The following is a 20,625-nucleotide window of genomic DNA, read 5'->3' on the forward strand; positions in this document are numbered from 1 at the left end:
GGAGATGATCTGGCGGGCGATGCGGTCGTTCAGGCCGGCGTCGGGGGCCTCTCAGACATCACCACGGTGAGCAGCGTGCCCTCCACCCCCGTCACCCGCACCCGCGCGCCCAGCGGCGCATCCGGTCCGGTGACGCGCCAGACCGTGTCGTTGACGCGGATGTGACCCTCGCCGGCCACGATGGGGGCCGAGAGGGGGTAGTCGCGACCCACCAGCCCCTGAGCGCCCTGGTTCAGGGTGTTCGCCGCCCGGGTCCGGCGGCTCGCCACCACCGCGAAGGCGACCGACAGGCCGCCGAACAGCAGGACCTGTCCCTGCCAGGGCATCGGCACGAGGAGGAGTTGGAGCCCCGTGAACAGCGCGGCGAGGCCGAGCCAGAGCAGGAACACCCCCGAGGCGACGAGTTCGGTTCCCATCAGCACGAGGCCGATCAGGACCCAGGTCCAGGCGGGGCCGATCGCCTCGACGAACGACGCGATCACCGGGTGCCTCCGCCGACATTCGGCGGCAGGCCGCCACTCTTGCGGGCCTGGGCCCCTTCGCCGAAGACGCTGCGGGTGATCTCGGCGATGCCGCCGAGCGTACCGGCGAGCGCGGCCGCCTCGATCGGCACCACCACCACGCGCTGGTTCGGCGCCGTGGCGATGGCCTTGATCGCCTCCACGTACTTCTCGGCGACCAGGAAATTCGCCGCCGCGAGGTCGCCCTGGGCGATGGCCTCGCTGACGAGCCGGGTCGCCTGCGCCTCGGCCTCCGCCCCGCGCTCGCGGGCCTCCGCATCGCGGAAGGCGGCTTCCTTGCGCCCCTCGGCCTCCAGGATGGCCGATTGCTTGCGCCCTTCCGCGCGCAGGATCTCCGCCTGCCGGTGGCCTTCCGCCTCCAGGACCGAGGCACGCTTCTCGCGCTCGGCCTTCATCTGCCGGGCCATCGCACCGGCGAGATCGGCGGGGGGCACGATGTCCTTGATCTCGATGCGGGTCATCTTCACGCCCCAGGGCGAGGCCGCCGCATCCATCACCCGCAGCAGGCGCTCGTTGATCTCGTCGCGGTGTGAGAGGAGCTGGTCGAGATCCATGGAGCCGACCACGGTGCGGATGTTCGTCATGGTCAGGGTCATCACCGCGACCTCGAGATTCGAGACCTCGTAGGAGGCGCGGGCCGCATCGAGCACCTGATAGAACACCACCGCGTCGATCCGCACCCCGGCATTGTCGCGGGTGAAGGCCTCCTGGCTCGGCACGTCGATGACCTGCTCCATCACGTTCACGCGCCGGCCGATGCGCTCGATATAGGGCGCGATCAGCCCCAGCCCGGACTCCAGGCTGCGATGGTACTTGCCGAACCGCTCCACGGTGTAGACGTGGCCCTGGGGCACGATGTTGATGCCGATGCCCAGCGTCACCACCACGAGCACCACCAGCACCACTGCTGCGATGCTCACACCTGCGGAAAAGTCCATGCCTGCCCCCGACATCCCGCGGCATTGAGACCGGCGGAATGGGGTGATGCAAGTCCTGTCGGTGCAAGTCCTGTCGACGCGAGTCCTGTCGACGCGAGTCCTGTCGACGCGAGTCCTGTCGACGCGAGTCCTGTCGACGCGAGTCCTGTCGACGCGAGTCCTGTCGACGCGAGTCCTGTCGAGGAATTTCGTCCGAGCGGTCCTTCGACCTCAGCGCGCCCAGACGCCGAGGCGCTCGGCGCGCGCGCGGTCCTCGGCCGCGACGAGGTCGGGTGTCGCCTCCGGCGAGGCGCGGCCGCCGCCGTTGAACAGCACCACCTCCGACAGGTCCCGCCCGTCCACCGAGCAGAGCCGGGCCTCGCTGCCCGCGACGGGCTGGCAGGTGACGTTGCGCCCGGAGAGATACCGGGTGAGTTCGTCGGCCTGTCCGCCGCGCACCCACTCCACCCCGAACAAGCGCACGAGCTTGCCGCCCACCCGCAGGGTGGCGGTGTCGATGACCTCCACGGGTCCGCTGATCTCGTTGGCCCGGGCGGGCTTGGGCGGGCTCTCATCGGGGGGCGCCGGGCTCATGTCCGGCGCGCTCGGCGGGGCTGTCGCGGCGGGCGGCTGAGCCTGGGCCTGGCTTCGGGTCTCGGCCGGCGCCGGCTCCTCCTCGTTGCCGCTCCGACCGGTGAGGATCGCCAGCAGGGCGACGAGGGCCACGGCTCCGAGCCCCAGCGTCACGGCGGGGCGGGAGATGGCGTCGCGCAGGGTGTTGCGGTCGCGGGTGACCTCGCGCAGGCGGGACACGGTGTCGGCGATCCGGCCCCGGGCGTAGCCGGTGGCGCCGCGCGCGCCTTCGCGCAGGCGGCCGGGGACGCCCCGGGACGGTCCCGCCCCGTCCCCCGGAGCCGGCTCGGTGGCGGCCGGGCGCGGGCGCAGGGCGGCCGCGCGCTCGGAGATCGTGGCGGCGAAGGCGCGTCCGCGCTCGGTCGTGCGTGACACCAGGGAGCGGGCCAGGACCGACTGCGCCCCGACGAAGCGGGCGGTGGCGGCCCGGAAATCCTCGGTCGGTTCGGGCGGTGGCTCGGGCACCGGCTCCGGCTCGGGAGGCGGCGGCAGGAACAGGGCGGGGTGCCGCGCGCGCAGTTCGGCGAACAGGGCCGCGAGGTCCATCGGCACCGGTCCGCCCTCGGCTCCGGTCACGAAGCGCAGAGATCCCGCCCGGTCGACCACGCGGTAACCTGGTTCCCCCGGGGTGGGGACGAGTGCCGCCTCCGCCAACAGGGCGAGCGTCCGTTGAGCGACGGGGTAGACGCCCTGGCGCCCGACTTCCTCGGCGACGCGCGCGCGGAGGGCTTCCTGGTCCGGTGTCGGCGCGGCCCGTCGCGCCTCGGCGGGCGGGGGTGGATTCCGTTCATCCAAGACGCAGGCTACTCCGGACAGGACGCGAGGCGCGGGGGGCGGGCTTTCAGGCGCCGCGTCGGCCACCCGCTATAGCGCTCAGCGGCCCGGCGCCATAGCGGCGCAGGACGCGGCTCGATTCGGAGACGATGAGCGGACGGGGACCGGCGAAGCTGATGGTGAGGCTGAGTTCGGAGACACCCTGCGAGCGGGCGCCATGGGCCGGGTTGTCGGCCCGGAAATCGAACGTCGTGCGGACGATGCAGGTGGCGGTGGCCGCGTTGCAGGCGGTGCGGGTGGCGCCGCCCTGGGCCTCGTAGCGCCGCTCCGGCCAGCGCCGGACGAAGCGGCGCTTCTCGGCGACGAGGGCGGCCAGCGAGAGCGTGCGTCCGTGGAACTGGACCCGCTCGGCGTAGAAGCGGGGCGTCGCCGCCACCATGGCCTCGCCCGAACCCGAGACGCTGTCGAGGTACTGGTCCGTCAGGCGCTCGGAGGCGATCGCCCATTCTTGAAAGCGTGCCTCGCTCGGAGCGGCGGACGGCGGGGCCAGCATCGCGGGCGTCCGCGCGATGCGCGGGCGGACCCGCAGGCGCTCGGAGGCGGCCTCCTCGCGCGGGGCGGCGCGACGGGTCTCGCGGACCGGCTCGGCCGTGCGCCGGCGGTGCGCGGCCGGCGAGGGGCGCTCGGGCGTGGCCGGCGGCGTCTCCGCGAGCGACTTCGGGGGAGCCGGATTGCCAGCGGCCGGAGCCTCGGCGGCCGGTGCTTCCACGGTGGGCCGTGCGGATGCCGGCGACTCGGCCTGGCCCGGCTGGCGGGCCGGAGGATCGACCCAGCCCGGGCGGGTCTGAGCCTGCGCCGCACCCGCCATCAGCGCCGCTGCGACCAGGGCGGTCGAGCACAGGAGGCGGACACCGTCGAAGGTCGAGCCGTGGCGCATGGCACATCACCGGGGTCGCGGCCGTGGTTGCGGAGAAGGCGGGATGTCGGACCGAACGACCGAGGGAAACGTCGCCTGGGCCCGCTAAGTTTCCCTGAATCCGTGCCGAAGGCGCGCGGATGTGGATGGCAGCGGGAATAGCGGGCGGTGTGGCCCGTATGGCCTCGCCCACGCGGCCGCACGCGTCTCGGCATACGCGGCCCGGCTCTCGTCCGAGGCGAAGCCCGGCCCTTGTCTCGCGCGAAGCCCGGCCCTTGTCTCACGCGAAGCCCGGCCCTTGTCTCACGCGAAGCCCGGCCCTTGTCTCACGCGAAGCCCGGCCCTTGTCTCACGCGAAGCCCGGCCCTTGTCTCACGCGAAGCCCTTGTCATTGCCAAGCCTGAGCCCACCTTGTGCTTCGGGTCCGGGCCCCTCTGGCGGTCGAGGCGTTGACCGTGATGTCGGACCCTTCCTTGCCTTTGCGCTGACGCGGCGCGAACGCACCGGAGGGCTACGACCCCATGGTTTCCCCTTGCATCCCGCTCCGCCCGGCTCCGTCCGGGGCACCACGATGAGCGCCTCGTCCCAGCAGGGGCCGCGCAAGGCGCTGCTCCTCGTCAACCCGAACGCCCGGAACGGGAGCTTCTCCCTGGATGAGGTCCGCGACGTCTTGCGCCAGGGCGGCATCGAGCCCTTCGAGCCGAAGGGCGAGGCCGACTGCACCGCCGTGATCAAGCGCCACGCCGAGGGATGCGACCTCGTCATCCTGGGTGGGGGCGACGGCACCCTGAACGCGGCGGCGCCCGCCCTCGTCGAGACGGGCCTGCCCCTCGGCATCCTGCCGCTCGGCACCGCCAACGACCTCGCCCGCTCGCTGGGCCTGCCCGTGGACCCGGTCGAGGCCGCCCGCCTCATCACCACCGAGGAGGCGCGGCCCGCCGACCTCGGCTGCGTCAACGGACACTTCTACTTCAACGTCGCCAGCATCGGCTTCTCGGCGGATCTGGCCGGCGACCTCACCGCCGAATCGAAGAAGACCTGGGGCACCCTCGGCTACGGCATCGCGGCGATCCGGGTGCTGCGGCGGATGCGGCCCTTCACCGTCTATATCGAGCATGACGGGCAGACCGAGACGGTGCGCACCATCCAGGTCTCGGTGGGCAACGGACGGCACTACGGCGGCGGCATGACGGTGGAGGAGACCGCCACGGTCGATGACGGCAAGCTCGATTTCTACAGCCTGGAGGTTGCCCACTGGTGGCGCCTGCTGATGCTGCTGCCGGCCCTGCGCCGGGGCACCCAGGGCAAGGCGGCGGATGTGCGGGCCTTCAGCACCACCGAGATCGTTGTGAAGACGAAGAAGCCGCGCCCGGTGAACACCGATGGGGAACTCTCCACCTACACCCCGGCGCACTTCAAGGTGCTGCCCAAGGCGGTGCGGATCTTCAGCCCCGCCCCCGGCGATCGACCCGGCGTCGCGGCCGGCGTTCAGGCGCCGGCAGCCTGAGCACCCAGCGCCGCCCCCCTCGGGGCGGCACCTCCTCCTGATCCCTCCCGGACCTGTGCACGCCGCCGAACGCGCGGGGCGCGGGTCCCGATTTCTCGAACGAGGCCCACGTGGACAGCCTGATTCAACTCGCTAGCGACCCGACAGCCTGGGTGGCCCTCGCCACCCTGGTGGTGATGGAGGTCGTGCTCGGCATCGACAACCTCATCTTCATCTCGATCCTCACCAACAAGCTGCCGCCCGAGCACCAGCAGAAGGCCCGCCGCATCGGCATCGGCCTCGCCCTCGTCCTGCGCCTCGGGCTGCTCGCCACCATCGCGTACATCGTCGCCCTGACGCAGCCGGTCTTCGAGGTCTTCGGCAAGGGCTTCTCCTGGCGCGACCTCATCCTCATCGCCGGTGGCCTCTTCCTGCTGTGGAAGGCCACCAAGGAGATCCACCACAGCGTCGACCCCGACCCGCAGGACACGGTTCCGGGGAGCGGCAAGGTCAGCCTCGGCTTCGCCGCGGCGATCGGTCAGATCCTCGTCCTCGACCTCGTGTTCTCCATCGACAGCATCATCACCGCGGTGGGCATGACGGAACACGTGCCGATCATGGTCATCGCCGTGATCGCGGCGGTCTCCGTGATGCTGCTGGCCGCCGACCCGCTCTCGCGCTTCATCGCCGCCAACCCGACCGTGGTGATGCTGGCGCTCGGCTTTCTCATCATGATCGGCATGACGCTGATCGCGGAGGGCTTCGGGGCGCATGTGCCGAAGGGCTACATCTACACCGCCATGGCCTTCTCGGCGGGCGTCGAGGGGCTGAACATGGTGGCTCGTCGGCGCAAGCGAGCCCAGTCTGGGACGATGACCAAACCGTGAAACGACGTGGTTAATGTTTCACGGGAAAACCGGGGTGCGGCTGGGAGACCGGCCGCACCTTGAGCTTTCGCAGGTTACGGGGACGGCATGTCGGTTCGAGCTGCTCCCAACGCCGAGTTCGGCAACCGGCGCGACAACCCAAACCCCCTCGTTCGGCGAGCGGGAACAGCCAGCGCTTCATCGGACGCGCGGAAACCCCGAGCCACAGAGTGGGATGGTGCGCTCCTGCCTTGAGGACGGGGGCGCCCCCGTCCACCGGTTGACGGAAACCGGAACCTACAGGATCGGCTCGCGGGCCGCGGCCTCCTCGCGTGCGCAGACGGCGCGGTCGGGCTGCGCACCGCCGGCGGAGATCAGCTTGCCGAGTTCGGTGCGGGCCTTCTCCAGATCGCTTCGAAATCCCGGATCGCCCTGGAGGGTGGCGTAGACCGCGCTCGCCGTGGTGCGCCCGGCCTCGATGTCGCTCAGCCAGTGGAGGCCGCAGACGACGCGGCTCTCGCCATAGGAGCGGGCTCGGACGAAGAACTGCGTCGCCTTCTCGGGCATCAGCGTGGCCATGATCGAAGCGTAGGTCCAGGCCTGGGTCGCGTGGCTGGAGGGGAAGCTGAAGGCGTTGCTGAGTTCCGAGGTGCGGATCACGCAGATCTCCGCCTCGTTGCCCACGAAGGGACGCAGGCGGCGGTAATGCAGCTTCGGCGCGCGGGTCGCCCGGGCGATGTCGAGGCGCGTGCGCTCCAGCAGCGTCATCAGCGCCGGCGCCCGGGACTGGTCGATGCGCTGACCGATCACGCAGGCGAAATCATCGAGGATCGCCGAGGCCCCGTCCGCCACGTCCGTGGTGGCCAGCGCCCAGCGGGGGCTGCCCTTGAGCGATCGGGTGGCGTTGAAGGCGGCCTTGTCGGCAGCCTCGGAGGCCGAGTGCCCACGCGGCGGGGCTGCGAGGATCGCCACGGTATCGGGGGCCTGCGCGTCGGTGAGGTAGGGCGCGCGCGCGGGCTTGTCCGGCGTCAGGGGCGCCGTGCCCACGGAGGGGGCGGAGGCCGGTTTCTGCGGCGCGTCCTGGGCCTGTGCCGCCGAGGGCAAGGCCAGCAGAGGCGCGGCGGCGGCGAGGAGGGTCAGGACGAAGGGCAGGCGGGCCATCGGCGTCTCGGGATCAGAAGTGACAAAGAGCAAGTGTCTCGGGAGATTAGGGTTCCCATGCAACAGGCATATGGCATTCCTAACCTGAACGCCGCCCGTTCCGACCTCGCACTTGCCTGAACCATCCCCTCGATCCGGTGCCGACCCGGCGCCTCGTGTCAGAGCTTCTCGGCCTCGTGCCCCGCGAGACGGCGCGCCGCGTTCGTGAGTCCGACCTGATCGCGGCCGCCGCTGAGCGCGTAGGCCGTGCGGGCGGCGGTCCAGTAGGCGGTCTCCCCGTCGCCGGGGCTCGCGATCACGCTCGGCGCCACGTTGGCGTCGGGCCCGCGCGTGGCGAAGAGCGAGACCTCGCCGAGCGTGCCGGCATCGATCATCACCTCGACACCCGTTCCGGTGCGGGCGGGCACGATCTGCACGTCACGCACGGTCCACTCCGCCGGCAGGTCTGGCAGGGCGATGCCGGTGGCCGCCCGGATTCCGTCGCGATCGTAGGAGCCCGCCAGGGCACGCTGCGAGGCGATCCGGAAGCGCACCTGCGCCGCCTCGCGGGCGTGGCGGGCATCGGCCACCAGGGCGGGGTCGACGGGCGAGGCGAAGGTGTCGGGCACGCCGAAGAAGGGACCGTCCGAATGTGCGAGCCATCCCGTCCCGACCAGCAGGGCGATGACGGCGGCGCGGCGCAGGCGGTCGCCGAACCGGCGCCAGGCCAGGGTGCGGTCGAGACGCCGGGCGGCGGCCCGGTTGCGCTCGGGGCCGGCGCCCGGCAGGGCGGCGAAGGCCTGACACAGGGCGTCGCGATCGTGCAGATCGGCCATGATCAGCGCGGCGGTCTCGGGATTGCGCGCGAGGTAGGCTTCGACATCGAGGCGGCGCAGCCCGTCGAGCTGCCCGTCCACGTAGGCGGTGAGGTCGTTCTCGGTGATCGGGTCGATCATCGCGGTCGGTTCCATGGCGTCGGCTCCGGTCGAATACAGGGTGCGCGTCCCCGGACAAGGAGTCCCGGCCACGCTTCGGGAGAGACCGGCCCCTCGGCGCCGATCCTCCCCGGGGTCATGAAAATCAGGTGTCGCCGACGGCCCGGCCGGGCCGTGACGGAAACGCGCTTTCGGCGTCGTCCTGCGCCACGAGACGCAGGCGGGGACGCTCGGTGGCGAGGCGCTGGCGGCGCTCGGCGACGCTGCCGCCCGGTCGCTCGGGGGTGCGCTCGCCCTCCTCGAAGGCCCGCAACGCGGCGCGGCCCCGGCCGAGGCGCGACATCAGCGTGCCGATGGGAATGCCGAGCACGGCCGCCGCATCCGCGTAGGCCATGCCCTCGAGAGTCACGAGGTGAAGGGCGGCGCGCTGCTCCTCCGGCAGGGTAAGGAAGGCGCGGCGGATCTGGCCGAGGCGGACCTGCGCCTCCTGCGAGGGCGGCGTCACCTCGTCGCTCATCTGGACCAGCGTGTCGGCGTGGCGGGCCTCGACCCGCTTGCGGCGCTGCTCGTCGATGAAGACGTTGTGCAGGACCGTCATCATCCAGGTGCGCAGGTTGGTGTTCGGCCGTGCCGCCTGCCCCGACTCGAGGGCCCGCACCAGGGCGTCGTGGACGAGGTCGTCGGCTCGGAGGGTGTCGCGGGTCAGCGCGCGGGCGTAGCGCCGCAGCGGCACGAGCAGGTCGACGATGGAGGTGGGGCCGGGCCGGCTGGGTTCTGTCGTCATAGGAACATCAACGCTTCACCCGCATGGTTTAATCCGCCGCCGGGGCGGCGGACCCGTCCGTCGGGTCATGCCTTTGGGTCATGTCGTCGGACCCTGCCGGATCAGCGGTCGGTGGCCTCCCTCAACGATAGGTCGCTTCGAGGTCGAGGGTACAGGCGCGGCCGATCCCCTCATAGTTGTCCGCGAGCCAGGCCCGGGCGGCGCCGCGCCCCTTGTCGCGCAGGCGCTCGAACACCCGCCAGCGGGCGTCGAGGCGCGAGGAGGCCTGGTAGTCGTCGAGGGCGCCGGTCCCGTCGATCCGGTGGACGTATTGCGACTTGTATTCGCCCCGTCCCAGCACCCCCTCCTCGATGAGGTGATCGACGAAGTCGATGGCGCGCAATTCGCGCATGAGGTTGGCGTTGAAGGTGATTTCGTTGAGGCGGTCCTGGATCTCCTGCGGGGTGCGCGGCGTCTCGCGGCGCTCCACCGGGTTGATCTGAACGAGGACGATGTCGCGGGTCTCGGCGCCGCGATAGAGCGGGTAGAGGGGCGGGTTGCCGAGGTAGCCGCCATCCCAGTACGGCACGCCGTCGATCTCCACCGCCTGGAACACGGTGGGCAGGCAGGCCGAGGCCATGAGGTGGTCGACGTTGAGCGCCTCGCGCTCGAACACCGCGAGCTTGCCCGTCCACACATTGGTGGCGGAGACGAACACGCCCGCCGTGTCGGCCGCGCGCAGGCGCTCGAAATCCACCTGCGCGGCCAGGACCTTGCGCAGGGGATTGTAGTTCAGCGGGTTCGACGCGTAGGGGCTGGTCCGGAACGCCCGGCTCCAGAACTCCACCACGGGATTGTTCGCCCAGAACTCGAACACGCCGCTCAGGGCCTTGCGTTGCGAGGGCCAGAGGTCGCCGTCGAGGCTGACCTCGCGCCAGAACCGCCCGAGGGCCCGGCGCGCGCCCTCGGGACCGTCCTCCAGCCAGCCATCCACCATCACGACGGCGTTCATGGCGCCCGCACTCGCCCCCGTGATCGCCTCGAAGCCGAGGCGCCCGTCCTCGATCAGCGCGTCGAGGACGCCCCAGGTGAAGGCGCCGTGCGCGCCGCCGCCCTGGAGGGCCAGCGCCACCGTCTTCTCCGCGCGCGGCCCCGCCATGACGCGCGTGTTGGCGGAGGGGCGCATCGGCAGGTCGTGCTCGACCGGAACGTCGATGAGGGAATCGACCGGCGGTTCCTGATCCGGATCGAGCATGCTGGTCTCCTGGGCTCTATGCTGCACCGCAATATATGGTGCCGCAAGGCCACAAACAGGCGGGAAGATGCAGCGGTTCCCTGCCCCCTGCGCAGCCCTGCCCCCCGGAGGCCCCCGGAAACTCGACATCGCGGCTGAGATGGGACATGGGAGGAGCCGAATACGATCCCGGCACTCGCTGCGCCCTCCGGCCCGTCCGGTGACGCAGCGGGCTTGACGCCCGCCCGCCGTCATCTCAGCTAAATGATCGAGGGCGTATTGTTTGCGGCATCGGAACGCCGCCACCCGGCCCGGACCGGCCGGGGCGCTGGCATCCGGTCGCCGATGGACGTTCCTCGGAGCGCACGGTCAACGATGGACATCATGGACGCCACTCCCGTCAACCCGATCGCCGGCACCGGACCCGAGATCGCAGGCCCGAGCCCCCGGCACCGCACCGTCGGCGTCACCATCGGGTCGGGCGAGGGTGCCGTGACCGTGGGCGGCGGCGCGCCGATCGTCGTCCAGTCGATGACCAACACCGACACCGCCGACATCGACGGCACGGTGGCGCAGGTGGCCCAGCTCGCCCGCGCCGGCTCCGAGCTCGTGCGCATCACCGTCGACCGCGACGAGGCGGCGGCCGCCGTCCCCAAGATCCGCGAGCGCCTGGACCGCATCGGCGTGCACGTGCCGCTGGTGGGCGACTTCCACTACATCGGCCACAAGCTCCTTTCCGACCATCCGGCCTGCGCCGAGGCGCTGGCCAAGTACCGGATCAACCCGGGCAACGTCGGCTTCAAGGAGAAGAAGGACACCCAGTTCTCCACCATCATCGAGCAGGCGGTCCGCTACGGGAAGACCGTGCGCATCGGGGCGAACTGGGGTTCGCTGGACGAGGCGCTCCTCACCCACCTCATGGACGAGAACGCCCGCTCGCCCCGGCCCATCGATGCCCGCGCGGTGATGCGCGAGGCCATGGTGCAGTCGGCCCTGACCTCGGCCGAGCGCGCCGTGGAACTCGGCCTGCCGAAGGACCGGATCATCCTCTCCGCCAAGGTCTCGGCGGTGCAGGACCTCATCGCGGTCTATCGCGAGGTGGCGCGCCGCTCGGACTTCGCCATCCACCTCGGCCTCACGGAAGCCGGCATGGGTTCGAAGGGCCTGGTGGCGGCATCGGCCGCCATCGGCGTGCTGCTGCAGGAAGGCATCGGCGACACGATCCGCTACTCGCTCACCCCCGAGCCCGGCGGCGACCGCACCGTCGAGGTGAAGGCGAGCCAGGAACTCCTCCAGACCATGGGGTTCCGGACCTTCGTGCCCCTCGTCGCCGCCTGCCCGGGCTGCGGCCGCACCACCTCGACCACGTTCCAGGAACTCGCCCGCGACATCCAGAACTGGATCGTCAACTCGATGCCCGAGTGGAAGAAGGCCTATCCCGGCGTCGAGGGCCTCAATGTCGCGGTGATGGGCTGCATCGTGAACGGCCCCGGCGAATCGAAGCATGCCGATATCGGCATCTCCCTTCCCGGCACGGGTGAGACCCCGACCGCCCCGGTCTTCATCGACGGCAAGAAGGCCATGACCCTGCGCGGGCCGACGCTGGCCAAGGATTTCGAGACCGTGGTGACCGACTACATCGAGCGTCGCTTCGGCTCGGGTGCCCGCACCGCCGCCGAATAAGCAGCGACGACCGGCGCACCACCTGTGATGGAACGGCGGCCCCGGCGGGGTTGCCGTTCTCGCATGCTGCGCCGCATGATAGCGTGAACGCAACCGTCCCCCGCCGCCCGACACCGTCGGGACCGGCCCCGGCGTTCCCGCGCGCGGTCTGACACCGCGCCGCGAGGCGTTGGGCTCGCTAAGAGCCTCGATCGAGCCGAATGACGCAAACCGCCACTTCGAGCGCGCAACCCCCCAAATCCGAGGGTGCCGGCGCGCCACCGCCGGTCGAGGGCCAGGGCGAGACCGCCCGCGCCCACGCGCCCGCGAGCCTGTGGACCCTGGTTCTCGGCTCCATCGGCGTCGTCTACGGCGATATCGGGACGAGCCCCCTCTACGCCTTCCGCGAGGCCCTGGTCTCGGCCCGGGCCGACGGCATCCTGCTGCGCGAGGAGGTGCTCGGCGTCGCCTCGCTGATCCTGTGGGCCCTCGTCCTCATCGTCACCATCAAGTACGTCGTCATCCTGATGCGGATGGACAACAACGGCGAGGGCGGCATCCTCTCGCTGATGGCGCTCGCCCGCTCAGCGCTCGGCGGCTCGCGCATCGTGTTCATGTTCGGGCTCGTCGGCGCCTCGCTGTTCTACGGCGACGCCATCATCACCCCGGCGATCTCGGTGCTCTCGGCCGTGGAGGGCCTGAAGCTCGTCACGCCGGCCCTCGAATCCTACGTGCTGCCGATCACCATCGCGATCATCGTGCCGCTGTTCCTGATCCAGAACCGGGGCACCGGGAAGGTCGCGACCTTCTTCGGGCCGATCATGGCGGCCTGGTTCGGCGCGATGGCGCTCGCCGCCCTGCCCCACATCGCCGCCAACACCGACGTCTTCTGGGCCCTGAACCCCTATTACGCCGTCCATTACCTCCTGGGGCACGGTACCGGCGCCCTGGTGGCGCTGGGCGCGGTCTTCCTGGCGGTGACGGGCGCCGAGGCCCTGTTCGCCGATCTCGGGCATTTCGGCCGCCGGCCGATCCAGATCGCCTGGCTCTGCCTCGCCGGCCCCTGCCTCGTCCTGAACTATTTCGGGCAGGCGGCCCTCGTCCTGTCGAAACCCGACACCACCGATCCGTTCTTCCAGCTCGTGCCCGAATGGGGCCTGCTGCCCATGGTGTTGCTCGCCACCGCCGCCACCGTCACGGCGAGCCAGGCCGTGATCACGGGGGCCTTCTCGCTGTCGCGCCAAGCGATCCAGCTCGGCCTGCTGCCGCGCCTGGAGATCCGCCACACCTCGGAATCCCATTCGGGGCAGATCTACCTGCCGCAGATCAACGCGCTGCTCCTGGTCGGCGTGGTGATCCTGGCGGTGCTGTTCCGCTCGTCCGGCGCCCTCGCCTCGGCCTACGGCATCGCCGTCACCGGCACGATGCTGATCACCGCGAGCCTCGCCTTCCTGGTGCTGTGGAAGACCTGGAAGTGGTCGCCCTGGGCCGCCGGCCTCGCGATCCTGCCCTTCGCGGCGGTCGAGTTCCTGTTCCTGCTCTCGAACATGCTCAAGGTGTTCGAGGGCGGCTACGTGCCCCTGCTGTTCGCGGGCGCCCTGGTCGTGATGATGTGGACCTGGGTCCGCGGCGTCGGCATCCTCATCAATAAGACCCGCAAGACCGACGTGCCGCTGATCGAACTCGTCGGCATGCTGGAGAAGAGCCCGCCCCACCACGTACGCGGCACGGCGGTGTTCCTGACGAGCGACCCCACCATCGCCCCCGCCGCCCTGCTGCACAACCTCAAGCACAACAAGGTGCTGCACGAGAAGAACGTGGTGCTCACCGTGGAGACGGTGGACACCCCCCGCGCCGCCGAGGCCGACCGCATCCGCATCGAGCCCATCGGCCCGCATTTCCACAAGGTGGTGATGAAGTTCGGCTACATGGAGACGCCGAACATCCCCAAGACCCTGACCCTCCTGCGGAAACAGGGCTTCAAGTTCGACATCATGGCGACCTCGTTCTTCCTGTCGCGCCGCTCGATCCGCCCCGCCGCCCATTCGGGCATGCCGCTCTGGCAGGACCGGATCTTCATCACGCTCGCCAAGAACGCCAACGACGCCACGGACTTCTTCCAGATCCCGACCGGGCGGGTCGTGGAGGTGGGCACGCAGGTGACGGTCTGAGGGGGCGTCTGCTTGATCAAAGCGGACGCCGTATCGGATCAGCCCGCGCGGCGCCTGAGCGAAGCCCAAATCCGTCATCCCGAAGGGATCAATCGGATTTGGTCTGAGGGGCGGACCTCGGAGACGGCTGATACCGGCCCCGACCCAGGGCCGGGGAAGCCAGATCCTACAGGCCGAACTCGGTCTTCAGCGTCCGGAGATCGTCGAGGAACTGCCCGCGCATCTCGGTGGTGTAGACGCGCGTGATCCGGCCGTCGTTCTGCCGCTCGACGATGCGGGCCATGTCCGATTGCCGGGCCTTCCAGGTGATGCCGTCGGTGACGACGAGCAGGGCGGCGTCGCGTCTCTTGGCCTCGATGATATGGTCCAGGTCTCCGATGACGTCGCTCATCTTGGAGCCGGTCGCGCCATAGGCCTTGCTCTCGATCAGAATGCGCGGCTCGCCTTTGTCGGGGATGGCCACGTCGCATTTCGCGATCCGGCCGGACACGCCCGTGAAGGTGACGCGCATCTCGTACCCGCCCTCGCCGAACACCTCCCGCACCACGGCTTCGACGACGTTCTCGAGACCGAGCCCTCTCTTCTGACCCGAGATCGCGCTTCCGCGGCCGGACCTCAGCCGCTCGACCAGCACATCGCTCCAGACCGCCCGGTGGTTCACCGCCACGCTCATGGCATCGAGGAGGCCGAGCCCTTCCAGCGCGGCCAGGAAGTTCTCGCCATCCCGGACGTAGCGGGTCACGCCGATCCCGCCCGGCCCGAGCGCGGCCCTCAGGGCGGCCTCGCACTGGTCCTTGGACAGGGCTAGGAACAGGCGGCAACAGAGCAGGCCGGTCTGGAAGTCCGCATCGAGGAGCGCGGCGACGTCCGCCCGCGCGTAAGCGTCCTTGGCCGGCAGCGCGGTGAGGGCCGCGATGGCGTCGGCGGCCTGCTCGTCCATCCAGTCGACCGGCAACGGGCTCAGCGCCGCGACGAGTTCGCCGACCGTCTGCCTCAGGACGCGCATCCGGAGCCTCTCACCGCCCGACGATCAGATATTCTTCGACCACCGCGCGCTTGACCGTCCCGTGCGTGCCGAAGTGATAGCGGTGGGGACGCGTGAAGGTCTCCACCCGGCGTTTGTGCTTCTGCATCAGGCCGAGGAGAACATCCAGGTCCGGATAGCCGTTCGAGGAATAGCTCAGCACGATCGTCTGCTTGCGAAACCGCTCGAACATGCGCGCGAACGCCTCGGTCGCTTCAGAGCGATAGCTGAAGGGCGTATAGCGCTTGGCGAACTTCTTGACCTTCGTTCGCTCCATGATCTCGAGGTCGCGCCAATAGCACGAGAGCCCCTCGATAAAGTGATACCGCTTCACGTAGCAGTTGTCGTCCGCGCGGGGAACATAGGGCGGATCCAGGTAGACCAGATCGATGCCACGCAGATCTCCCTCGAAGACGTCGCGCTTGTAGGCCTTGTTCTTGCGGCCGTTCGAAAAGACGGCCTTGTTCATCACCGCGACCTGCTCGTGGAAATGCTCTTCGATCGACAGCCGGAGGTCGCGCCGGCCGTCGTCGTAATGGGAGACATCCCCCGCGATGGTGAATACGCCCCGAGGCTGCCGCTTCAGGCAGGAGCGGGCGAGCGCCGCCGTGGCGAGGGCGCGCTGGTGAGCGTCGTCGAGCCGTGCCAGGTTCGCGCTGACGCGATCGAGGAAGACGAGGTCCTCGGGGGTGTAGAAGACGCCCGTGAAGGTTCGCGCGATGAAGTCGGGCGCCCCGGGCGCCTCCGCGACCAGCGTCCCGACCGCCGCCTCGTCGAGCACGGCCGAATCGTTCTCGATCAGGGCACTGGCGATGGTGGCCGAGACGTTCAGGAAGTCGGTGGCGGTCACCCGACGTCCCATGGTCTTCATCAGGTAGCCGACCGCGCCGCTGCCGCTGAAGGGATCGAGGGCGGTCTCGAAATCGAGGTCCTGGAGCACCCCGTGAATCCACGGCAACAGCCGCTTCTTCGAGCCCATGTAGCGCCATTCGGGGAACCGCGCGGCCGCCTCCGGAAGCGCCTCGTCCGTCCGGACGGAAGGGGCGGCACGCCTCGGAGCCGGGATGACGACGTTCATGGGGCTCACATATCCGGCAACGAACCGACACCCTAATACCCTGTCGGACAGGATGTCGTTAATGCGCTCCCGCGGCGCACAGCGACCTGCGGCCCCGCGACCCGACTCGTGCCGCGCTCCGGAGCGGAACCGCGTTCGATCAGGGGCGCGGCAGGTTGAGGACCGGCGGCGGGGGCGGCTCGGGGGCCAGGGCGGCGGGCGTCAGGGCGAGACGGCTCCGCGAGGGCTTCGCCGGCGCGGTGGCGACGGGCTTCGGCTCGGCGGGGGCCCGCGCGAGGCGAACGGGTGCCGTGGCGCGGACCGGTGCCGATGCGGCCGGCGTCGCAGCAACGGGCGCGGCCGCCTGCGGGGTCGAAGCCGCCGGAATCGCGGACGCCGCCGGCATCACGGGCGGAGGGACGGCGGCGAAGGCGAGCGCGGTCGGCGGAGGTGCGGCCGGTTCCCCGGCGCCGGGCTTGCGCTTCTCGTAGAAGGCGTTGCCGCCGGCCACCGCCACGTAGTGCATGTTGTTGTAGGGGAAGCGCAGGCCGGCGGTGTGGAAGTGCATCGTCCGGCCGAGCTTGGGATGGCGCTGACCGTCGAGCACCGCGTCGGTCACCTCGGCGACCTTCTCGAGTTCCTTGCCCTCCATCTTGCGCGTCAGCACGCCGGGCGCGAACTGGCGGGGCTGCCCGACCACGGCGCAGATCCCGCCGTTGGGGAAGGCGGCGGCCTCCAGGCGGTTCATCACCACCGTTCCCACGGCGAGCAGCCCTTCGGGGTCGCTGCGGTTGGATTCGAAGTACATCGCCCGGCCGAGACAGTCGCGCTCCTCGTCGGTGACGGAGATCGGCTTCGCGGCGAGCGTCGAGCCCGTACCCCCGGTCGTCGGCGCATAGGTGTTGCACCCGCCCAGGCCGGGAAGCCCCAGGATGAGGCCGAGAAGAGGCAGCGTCGTCGCCGATCGGAATTCCTGCATGCCGTTCCGCTCATCCCTCAAGCTTGTCCATGAGGCTTGGCGGCGAAATGGGTTCGTTTTCGGGCAGGCGGGAAACTTCGGCGCGGCCGGATCAGGTCTCGCGGTCGTAGCGGAAGGCGTCCGCCACGCGGGGCATGCCGATATGGTCGTAGAAGGTGATGGCATCGGGAGCCGCGGTCAGCAGCAGCGAAGCCTGGGGGCCGACCGCCGCGCGGGTGGCGGCGATCAGGCCCTGGCCGACTTTCAACCCCTGCGCCGAGCGGCAGACCGCGAGGTCCGAGAGGTAGGCGCAGAACACGAAGTCGGTGAGCGTGCGCGCCACCCCCACCAGCTCGCCGTCGCGGCGGGCCGTCACCACGAGGTCGGCTTGCCGCAGCATCCGATCGAGGCGAGGCAGGTCGTCGGCGGGCCGGCGCGGGGCGAGACCCGACTCGACCAGCACGCGGCGGAACTCCGCCGCGTCGAGGTCCGGCTCGATGCCGTAGACGACGGAAGGCATCAGGCCGTCAGCGTGCCGTGGCAGTGCTTGTACTTCTTGCCCGAGCCGCAGGGGCACGGCTCGTTGCGCCCGACCCGGCCCCAGGTGCTCGCATCCCGGGGATCGCGCTCCAGCACGGCGGTGTCGCTGGCCACCTCGCGGGCGGCATAGCCGTAGGCGGGGCCGGCGCCCCCGTCGCTGCCGGTGCCGAACCCGCCCATCTCGTTCTCGCCGGTGACGGGATCGAGGTGCTGGGCGAACATCGGGGGCAGGCCGGGTTGCGCGAAGGGATCGCTCGGCCCCTCGGTAGCCGGCTCGTCGTACATGATCTCGATGCGCGAGAGCTGCTGCGTCACCTGCTCGCGCAGGGACGCCACGAGGCTGTTGAAGAGGTCGAAGGCCTCCGACTTGTACTCGTTGAGGGGGTCGCGCTGGGCGACGCCGCGCCAGCCCACCACCTGCCGGAGGTGGTCGAGGGTGACGAGGTGCTCGCGCCAGAGATGGTCGAGGGTCTGCAGGAGCACCTGCTTCTCCACGTAGGTCATCACCTCGGGCGTGTTCTTCTCGACCCGGCCGGCATAGGCCTCGTCGGCGGCGTTGCGCAGGCGGTCGCGCATCTCCTCGTCGGCGATGCCCTCCTCCTTGGCCCAATCCTCCACCGGCACGTCGAGGTTGAGCACGGTCTGCACCCGCTCGCGCAGGCCCTCGATGTCCCACTGCTCGGCATAGGCGTTCTCGGGCACGTGCACCGCCACGAGGTCGTCGACCACGCCGTGGCGCATCTCGTCGACGGTCTCGCGCACGCTCTCCTGGCCCATGAAGTCGCGGCGCTGCTCGAACACGACCTTGCGCTGGTCGTTCATGACGTTGTCGTACTTGAGCACGTTCTTGCGCATGTCGAAGTTGCGCGCCTCGACCTTCTGCTGCGCCTTCTCGATGGCCTTGTTGATCCAGGGGTGGATGATCGCCTCGCCCTGCTCCAGGCCCAGGCGGGTCAGCATGCCGTCCATGCGGTCGGAGCCGAAGATCCGCATCAGGTCGTCCTGGAGCGACAGGTAGAACTTCGAGCGGCCAGGATCGCCCTGGCGGCCGGAGCGACCGCGCAGCTGGTTGTCGATGCGGCGCGACTCGTGGCGCTCGGTGCCGATGATGTAGAGACCGCCCGGCAGGGCCTTCTTGCGGCCGGCGGCCGGGTCGGCCGGCTCGCCCGACGCCAGCACCTTGGCGCGGTTCTCCTCGATCTCGGCCTTGATCGCCGCGATGGCCGCCTCGCGCTCGGGCCCCTCGGGGACGCCCGCGAGCTCCTTCTCCACGCGCATCTCGACGTTGCCGCCGAGCTTGATGTCGGTGCCGCGCCCGGCCATGTTCGTCGCGATGGTGATGGCGCCGGGCACGCCGGCTTCGGCCACGATGTAGGCCTCCTGCTCGTGGAAGCGGGCATTGAGCACGGCGAAGCGCTTGGTCACCCGGCCCTCGCGGGCCGCGGCGTAGACGTCGGTGAGCGCGTTGGGATCCGAGTAGTCGAGCTGCTTGAAGCCGGACTTCACCAGCATTTCGGCCAGGTGCTGCGACTTCTCGATGGAGCCGGTGCCGACGAGGATCGGCTGGTGGCGGGCATGCGCCTTCTCGAGTTCGGCGATGATGCCGACGTACTTCTCGTCCACCGTGCGGTAGACCTCGTCGTCCTCGTCGACGCGCTCGACCTCCTTGTTGGTGGGGATGTCCACCACTTCGAGCTTGTAGATCTCGGCGAACTCGTCGGCTTCCGTCGAGGCCGTGCCGGTCATGCCGGCGAGCTTGGTGTAGAGGCGGAAGTAGTTCTGGAAGGTGATCGAGGCCAGCGTCTGGTTCTCGGGCTGGATGGTGACCCGCTCCTTGGCCTCGAGCGCCTGGTGGAGCCCTTCCGAGTAGCGCCGGCCCTGCATCATGCGGCCGGTGAACTCGTCGATGATCACCACCTCGTCGTTCTTGACGATGTAGTCCTTGTCCAGGGTGAACAGCGTGTGGGCGCGCAGCGCCAGGTTCACGTGGTGGACGAGGCTGACGTTGTGGGCGTCGTAGAGGTCGCCCTCCTTCAAGAGGTCCGCGCCGCGCAGGAGGTCCTCGACGAACTCGTTGCCGCTCTCGGTGAGCGAGACCGTGCGCTGCTTCTCGTCGAGGTCGTAATGCTCGCGCTCCAGATGCGGCATCAGGGCGTCGACGGAGACGTAGAGCTCGGAGCGGTCGTCCACCGGGCCGGAGATGATGAGCGGGGTGCGGGCCTCGTCGATGAGGATCGAGTCGACCTCGTCGACGATCGCGTAGTTGTGGCCCCGCTGGGAGAGCTGGCCGAGCTCGTACTTCATGTTGTCGCGAAGGTAGTCGAAGCCGAACTCGTTGTTGGTGCCGTAGGTGATGTCGCAGGCGTAGGCGTCCTTGCGCTGCCCGTCGTCGAGGCCGTGCACGATGGTGCCCACGGTCAGCCCGAGGAAGCGGTAGACCCGGCCCATCCACTCCGCGTCGCGGGCGGCGAGGTAGTCGTTCACCGTGACCACGTGGACGCCGAGGCCCGAGAGCGCGTTCAGGTAGACCGGCAGGGTCGCCACCAGGGTCTTGCCCTCGCCGGTGCGCATCTCGGCGATGCCGCTCTCGTGCAGCACCATGCCGCCGATCATCTGCACGTCGAAGTGGCGCTGCCCGAGCACGCGCTTGGCCGCCTCGCGCACGGTGGCGAAGGCGGGCACCAGGATGTCGTCGAGGGTCTTGCCCGCGGCGAGCTCGGCCTTCAGCATCTCGGTGCGGGCCCGCAGGTCCGTGTCCGAGAGCGCGGCGATCTGCGGCTCCAGGGCGTTGATCTCGGCCACACGGGGACGATAGCCCTTCACGCGCCGGTCGTTGGACGAACCGAAAATCTTCTTGGCGAGGGCACCGAGCATCGTGAACCTACGGTCGATCGAATAAGGCTGAAGGCGAATGTTGGCCGGGCTTATAGAGGTAAATATCCGGATACGCATCAGACAAGGGGCGCCGCCGCCGGTGCTCGGCGTACCGTGCCCGCGCCCATCACGTTTCGGCGCGATGGCCCTTATA

Annotated in this window: 17 protein-coding genes; 4 read left to right on the plus strand and 13 right to left on the minus strand. The window is 70.0% G+C overall.

All coding sequences use genetic code 11. The features are described 5' to 3' along the window. Nucleotides 1-29 precede the first annotated feature (29 nt). The 4 genes from OF380_RS07515 to OF380_RS07530 form a co-directional block, all read right to left on the minus strand. Nucleotides 30-482, minus strand: coding sequence for an NfeD family protein (locus OF380_RS07515; protein WP_264050150.1), 453 nt, complete (start codon nt 480-482; stop codon nt 30-32). Further along, entirely contained in the window at nt 479-1,459 is a 981-nt protein-coding gene (locus OF380_RS07520) for an SPFH domain-containing protein (protein ID WP_264050151.1), read from the minus strand. The genes OF380_RS07515 and OF380_RS07520 overlap by 4 nt, the downstream gene beginning before the upstream one ends. A gap of 210 nt (nt 1,460-1,669) precedes the next feature. Further along, nucleotides 1,670-2,866, minus strand: coding sequence for a thermonuclease family protein (locus tag OF380_RS07525; RefSeq protein ID WP_264050152.1), 1,197 nt, complete (start codon nt 2,864-2,866; stop codon nt 1,670-1,672). A gap of 46 nt (nt 2,867-2,912) precedes the next feature. Further along, nucleotides 2,913-3,782, minus strand: a complete 870-nt coding sequence (locus OF380_RS07530; protein ID WP_264050153.1) for a hypothetical protein — start codon at nt 3,780-3,782, stop codon at nt 2,913-2,915. A gap of 550 nt (nt 3,783-4,332) precedes the next feature. Here OF380_RS07530 and OF380_RS07535 point away from each other — a divergent pair. Together OF380_RS07535 and OF380_RS07540 are read left to right on the plus strand one after the other, a co-directional pair. Then, nucleotides 4,333-5,268 (plus strand): lipid kinase, encoded by a 936-nt coding sequence (locus OF380_RS07535; RefSeq protein ID WP_264050154.1) that lies wholly within the window; start codon nt 4,333-4,335, stop codon nt 5,266-5,268. Between the two features lie 110 nt (nt 5,269-5,378). Next, complete coding sequence (locus OF380_RS07540; protein WP_264050155.1) at nt 5,379-6,134, plus strand: TerC family protein; 756 nt, start codon at nt 5,379-5,381, stop codon at nt 6,132-6,134. A 276-nt stretch (nt 6,135-6,410) separates the two neighbouring features. Here OF380_RS07540 and OF380_RS07545 read toward each other — a convergent pair whose 3' ends face one another. The 4 genes from OF380_RS07545 to OF380_RS07560 all read right to left on the minus strand — a co-directional run bounded on the left by OF380_RS07545 (nt 6,411) and on the right by OF380_RS07560 (nt 10,206). Further along, nucleotides 6,411-7,274 (minus strand): acid phosphatase, encoded by an 864-nt coding sequence (locus OF380_RS07545; RefSeq protein ID WP_264050156.1) that lies wholly within the window; start codon nt 7,272-7,274, stop codon nt 6,411-6,413. Between the two features lie 158 nt (nt 7,275-7,432). Next, nucleotides 7,433-8,224, minus strand: coding sequence for an anti-sigma factor family protein (locus tag OF380_RS07550; RefSeq protein WP_264050157.1), 792 nt, complete (start codon nt 8,222-8,224; stop codon nt 7,433-7,435). Nucleotides 8,225-8,333: 109 nt separating this feature from the next. Further along, complete coding sequence (locus OF380_RS07555; RefSeq protein WP_264050158.1) at nt 8,334-8,972, minus strand: sigma-70 family RNA polymerase sigma factor; 639 nt, start codon at nt 8,970-8,972, stop codon at nt 8,334-8,336. Nucleotides 8,973-9,093: 121 nt separating this feature from the next. After that, nucleotides 9,094-10,206: a patatin-like phospholipase family protein gene (locus OF380_RS07560; RefSeq protein ID WP_264050159.1), complete on the minus strand. Its 1,113-nt coding sequence runs from the start codon at nt 10,204-10,206 to the stop codon at nt 9,094-9,096. Between the two features lie 354 nt (nt 10,207-10,560). Between OF380_RS07560 and ispG the strand changes: the two genes are divergently transcribed. Next, nucleotides 10,561-11,868 (plus strand): flavodoxin-dependent (E)-4-hydroxy-3-methylbut-2-enyl-diphosphate synthase, encoded by a 1,308-nt coding sequence (gene ispG, locus OF380_RS07565; RefSeq protein ID WP_264050160.1) that lies wholly within the window; start codon nt 10,561-10,563, stop codon nt 11,866-11,868. A gap of 200 nt (nt 11,869-12,068) precedes the next feature. After that, nucleotides 12,069-14,018 (plus strand): potassium transporter Kup, encoded by a 1,950-nt coding sequence (locus OF380_RS07570; protein ID WP_264050161.1) that lies wholly within the window; start codon nt 12,069-12,071, stop codon nt 14,016-14,018. 166 nt (nt 14,019-14,184) lie between these two features. Here the strand turns inward: OF380_RS07570 and OF380_RS07575 are convergent, their stop codons facing one another. The 5 genes from OF380_RS07575 to secA all read right to left on the minus strand — a co-directional run bounded on the left by OF380_RS07575 (nt 14,185) and on the right by secA (nt 20,471). Further along, nucleotides 14,185-15,024, minus strand: coding sequence for a DpnII family type II restriction endonuclease (locus tag OF380_RS07575; RefSeq protein ID WP_264050162.1), 840 nt, complete (start codon nt 15,022-15,024; stop codon nt 14,185-14,187). Nucleotides 15,025-15,034: 10 nt separating this feature from the next. Then, nucleotides 15,035-16,120, minus strand: a complete 1,086-nt coding sequence (locus OF380_RS07580) for a DNA adenine methylase (protein WP_264050163.1) — start codon at nt 16,118-16,120, stop codon at nt 15,035-15,037. Between the two features lie 139 nt (nt 16,121-16,259). Further along, on the minus strand, nt 16,260-17,078 hold the full coding sequence (locus OF380_RS07585) for a cell wall hydrolase (protein ID WP_264050164.1): 819 nt from the start codon (nt 17,076-17,078) through the stop codon (nt 16,260-16,262). Nucleotides 17,079-17,169: 91 nt separating this feature from the next. Then, nucleotides 17,170-17,577 (minus strand): GNAT family N-acetyltransferase, encoded by a 408-nt coding sequence (locus OF380_RS07590; RefSeq protein ID WP_264050165.1) that lies wholly within the window; start codon nt 17,575-17,577, stop codon nt 17,170-17,172. After that, on the minus strand, nt 17,577-20,471 hold the full coding sequence (gene secA, locus OF380_RS07595; RefSeq protein ID WP_264050166.1) for a preprotein translocase subunit SecA: 2,895 nt from the start codon (nt 20,469-20,471) through the stop codon (nt 17,577-17,579). Before secA ends, OF380_RS07590 begins: the two co-directional genes overlap by 1 nt. Nucleotides 20,472-20,625 lie beyond the last annotated feature (154 nt).

Source organism: Methylobacterium sp. FF17 (genome assembly GCF_025813715.1).
Lineage (GTDB): Bacteria > Pseudomonadota > Alphaproteobacteria > Rhizobiales > Beijerinckiaceae > Methylobacterium > Methylobacterium flocculans.

What these genes read in the sequence shown, in the direction of transcription:
- OF380_RS07580 (WP_264050163.1), bottom strand. Translation starts at nt 16,120, where the DNA reads ATGAACGTCGTCATCCCGGCTCCGAGGCGTGCCGCCCCTTCCGTCCGG.
- OF380_RS07590 (WP_264050165.1), bottom strand. Translation starts at nt 17,577, where the DNA reads ATGCCTTCCGTCGTCTACGGCATCGAGCCGGACCTCGACGCGGCGGAG.
- OF380_RS07530 (WP_264050153.1), bottom strand. Translation starts at nt 3,782, where the DNA reads ATGCGCCACGGCTCGACCTTCGACGGTGTCCGCCTCCTGTGCTCGACC.
- OF380_RS07545 (WP_264050156.1), bottom strand. Translation starts at nt 7,274, where the DNA reads ATGGCCCGCCTGCCCTTCGTCCTGACCCTCCTCGCCGCCGCCGCGCCT.
- ispG (WP_264050160.1), top strand. Translation starts at nt 10,561, where the DNA reads ATGGACATCATGGACGCCACTCCCGTCAACCCGATCGCCGGCACCGGA.
- OF380_RS07550 (WP_264050157.1), bottom strand. Translation starts at nt 8,224, where the DNA reads ATGGAACCGACCGCGATGATCGACCCGATCACCGAGAACGACCTCACC.
- OF380_RS07555 (WP_264050158.1), bottom strand. Translation starts at nt 8,972, where the DNA reads ATGACGACAGAACCCAGCCGGCCCGGCCCCACCTCCATCGTCGACCTG.
- OF380_RS07520 (WP_264050151.1), bottom strand. Translation starts at nt 1,459, where the DNA reads ATGGACTTTTCCGCAGGTGTGAGCATCGCAGCAGTGGTGCTGGTGGTG.
- secA (WP_264050166.1), bottom strand. Translation starts at nt 20,471, where the DNA reads ATGCTCGGTGCCCTCGCCAAGAAGATTTTCGGTTCGTCCAACGACCGG.
- OF380_RS07570 (WP_264050161.1), top strand. Translation starts at nt 12,069, where the DNA reads ATGACGCAAACCGCCACTTCGAGCGCGCAACCCCCCAAATCCGAGGGT.
- OF380_RS07560 (WP_264050159.1), bottom strand. Translation starts at nt 10,206, where the DNA reads ATGCTCGATCCGGATCAGGAACCGCCGGTCGATTCCCTCATCGACGTT.
- OF380_RS07575 (WP_264050162.1), bottom strand. Translation starts at nt 15,024, where the DNA reads ATGCGCGTCCTGAGGCAGACGGTCGGCGAACTCGTCGCGGCGCTGAGC.
- OF380_RS07535 (WP_264050154.1), top strand. Translation starts at nt 4,333, where the DNA reads ATGAGCGCCTCGTCCCAGCAGGGGCCGCGCAAGGCGCTGCTCCTCGTC.
- OF380_RS07585 (WP_264050164.1), bottom strand. Translation starts at nt 17,078, where the DNA reads ATGCAGGAATTCCGATCGGCGACGACGCTGCCTCTTCTCGGCCTCATC.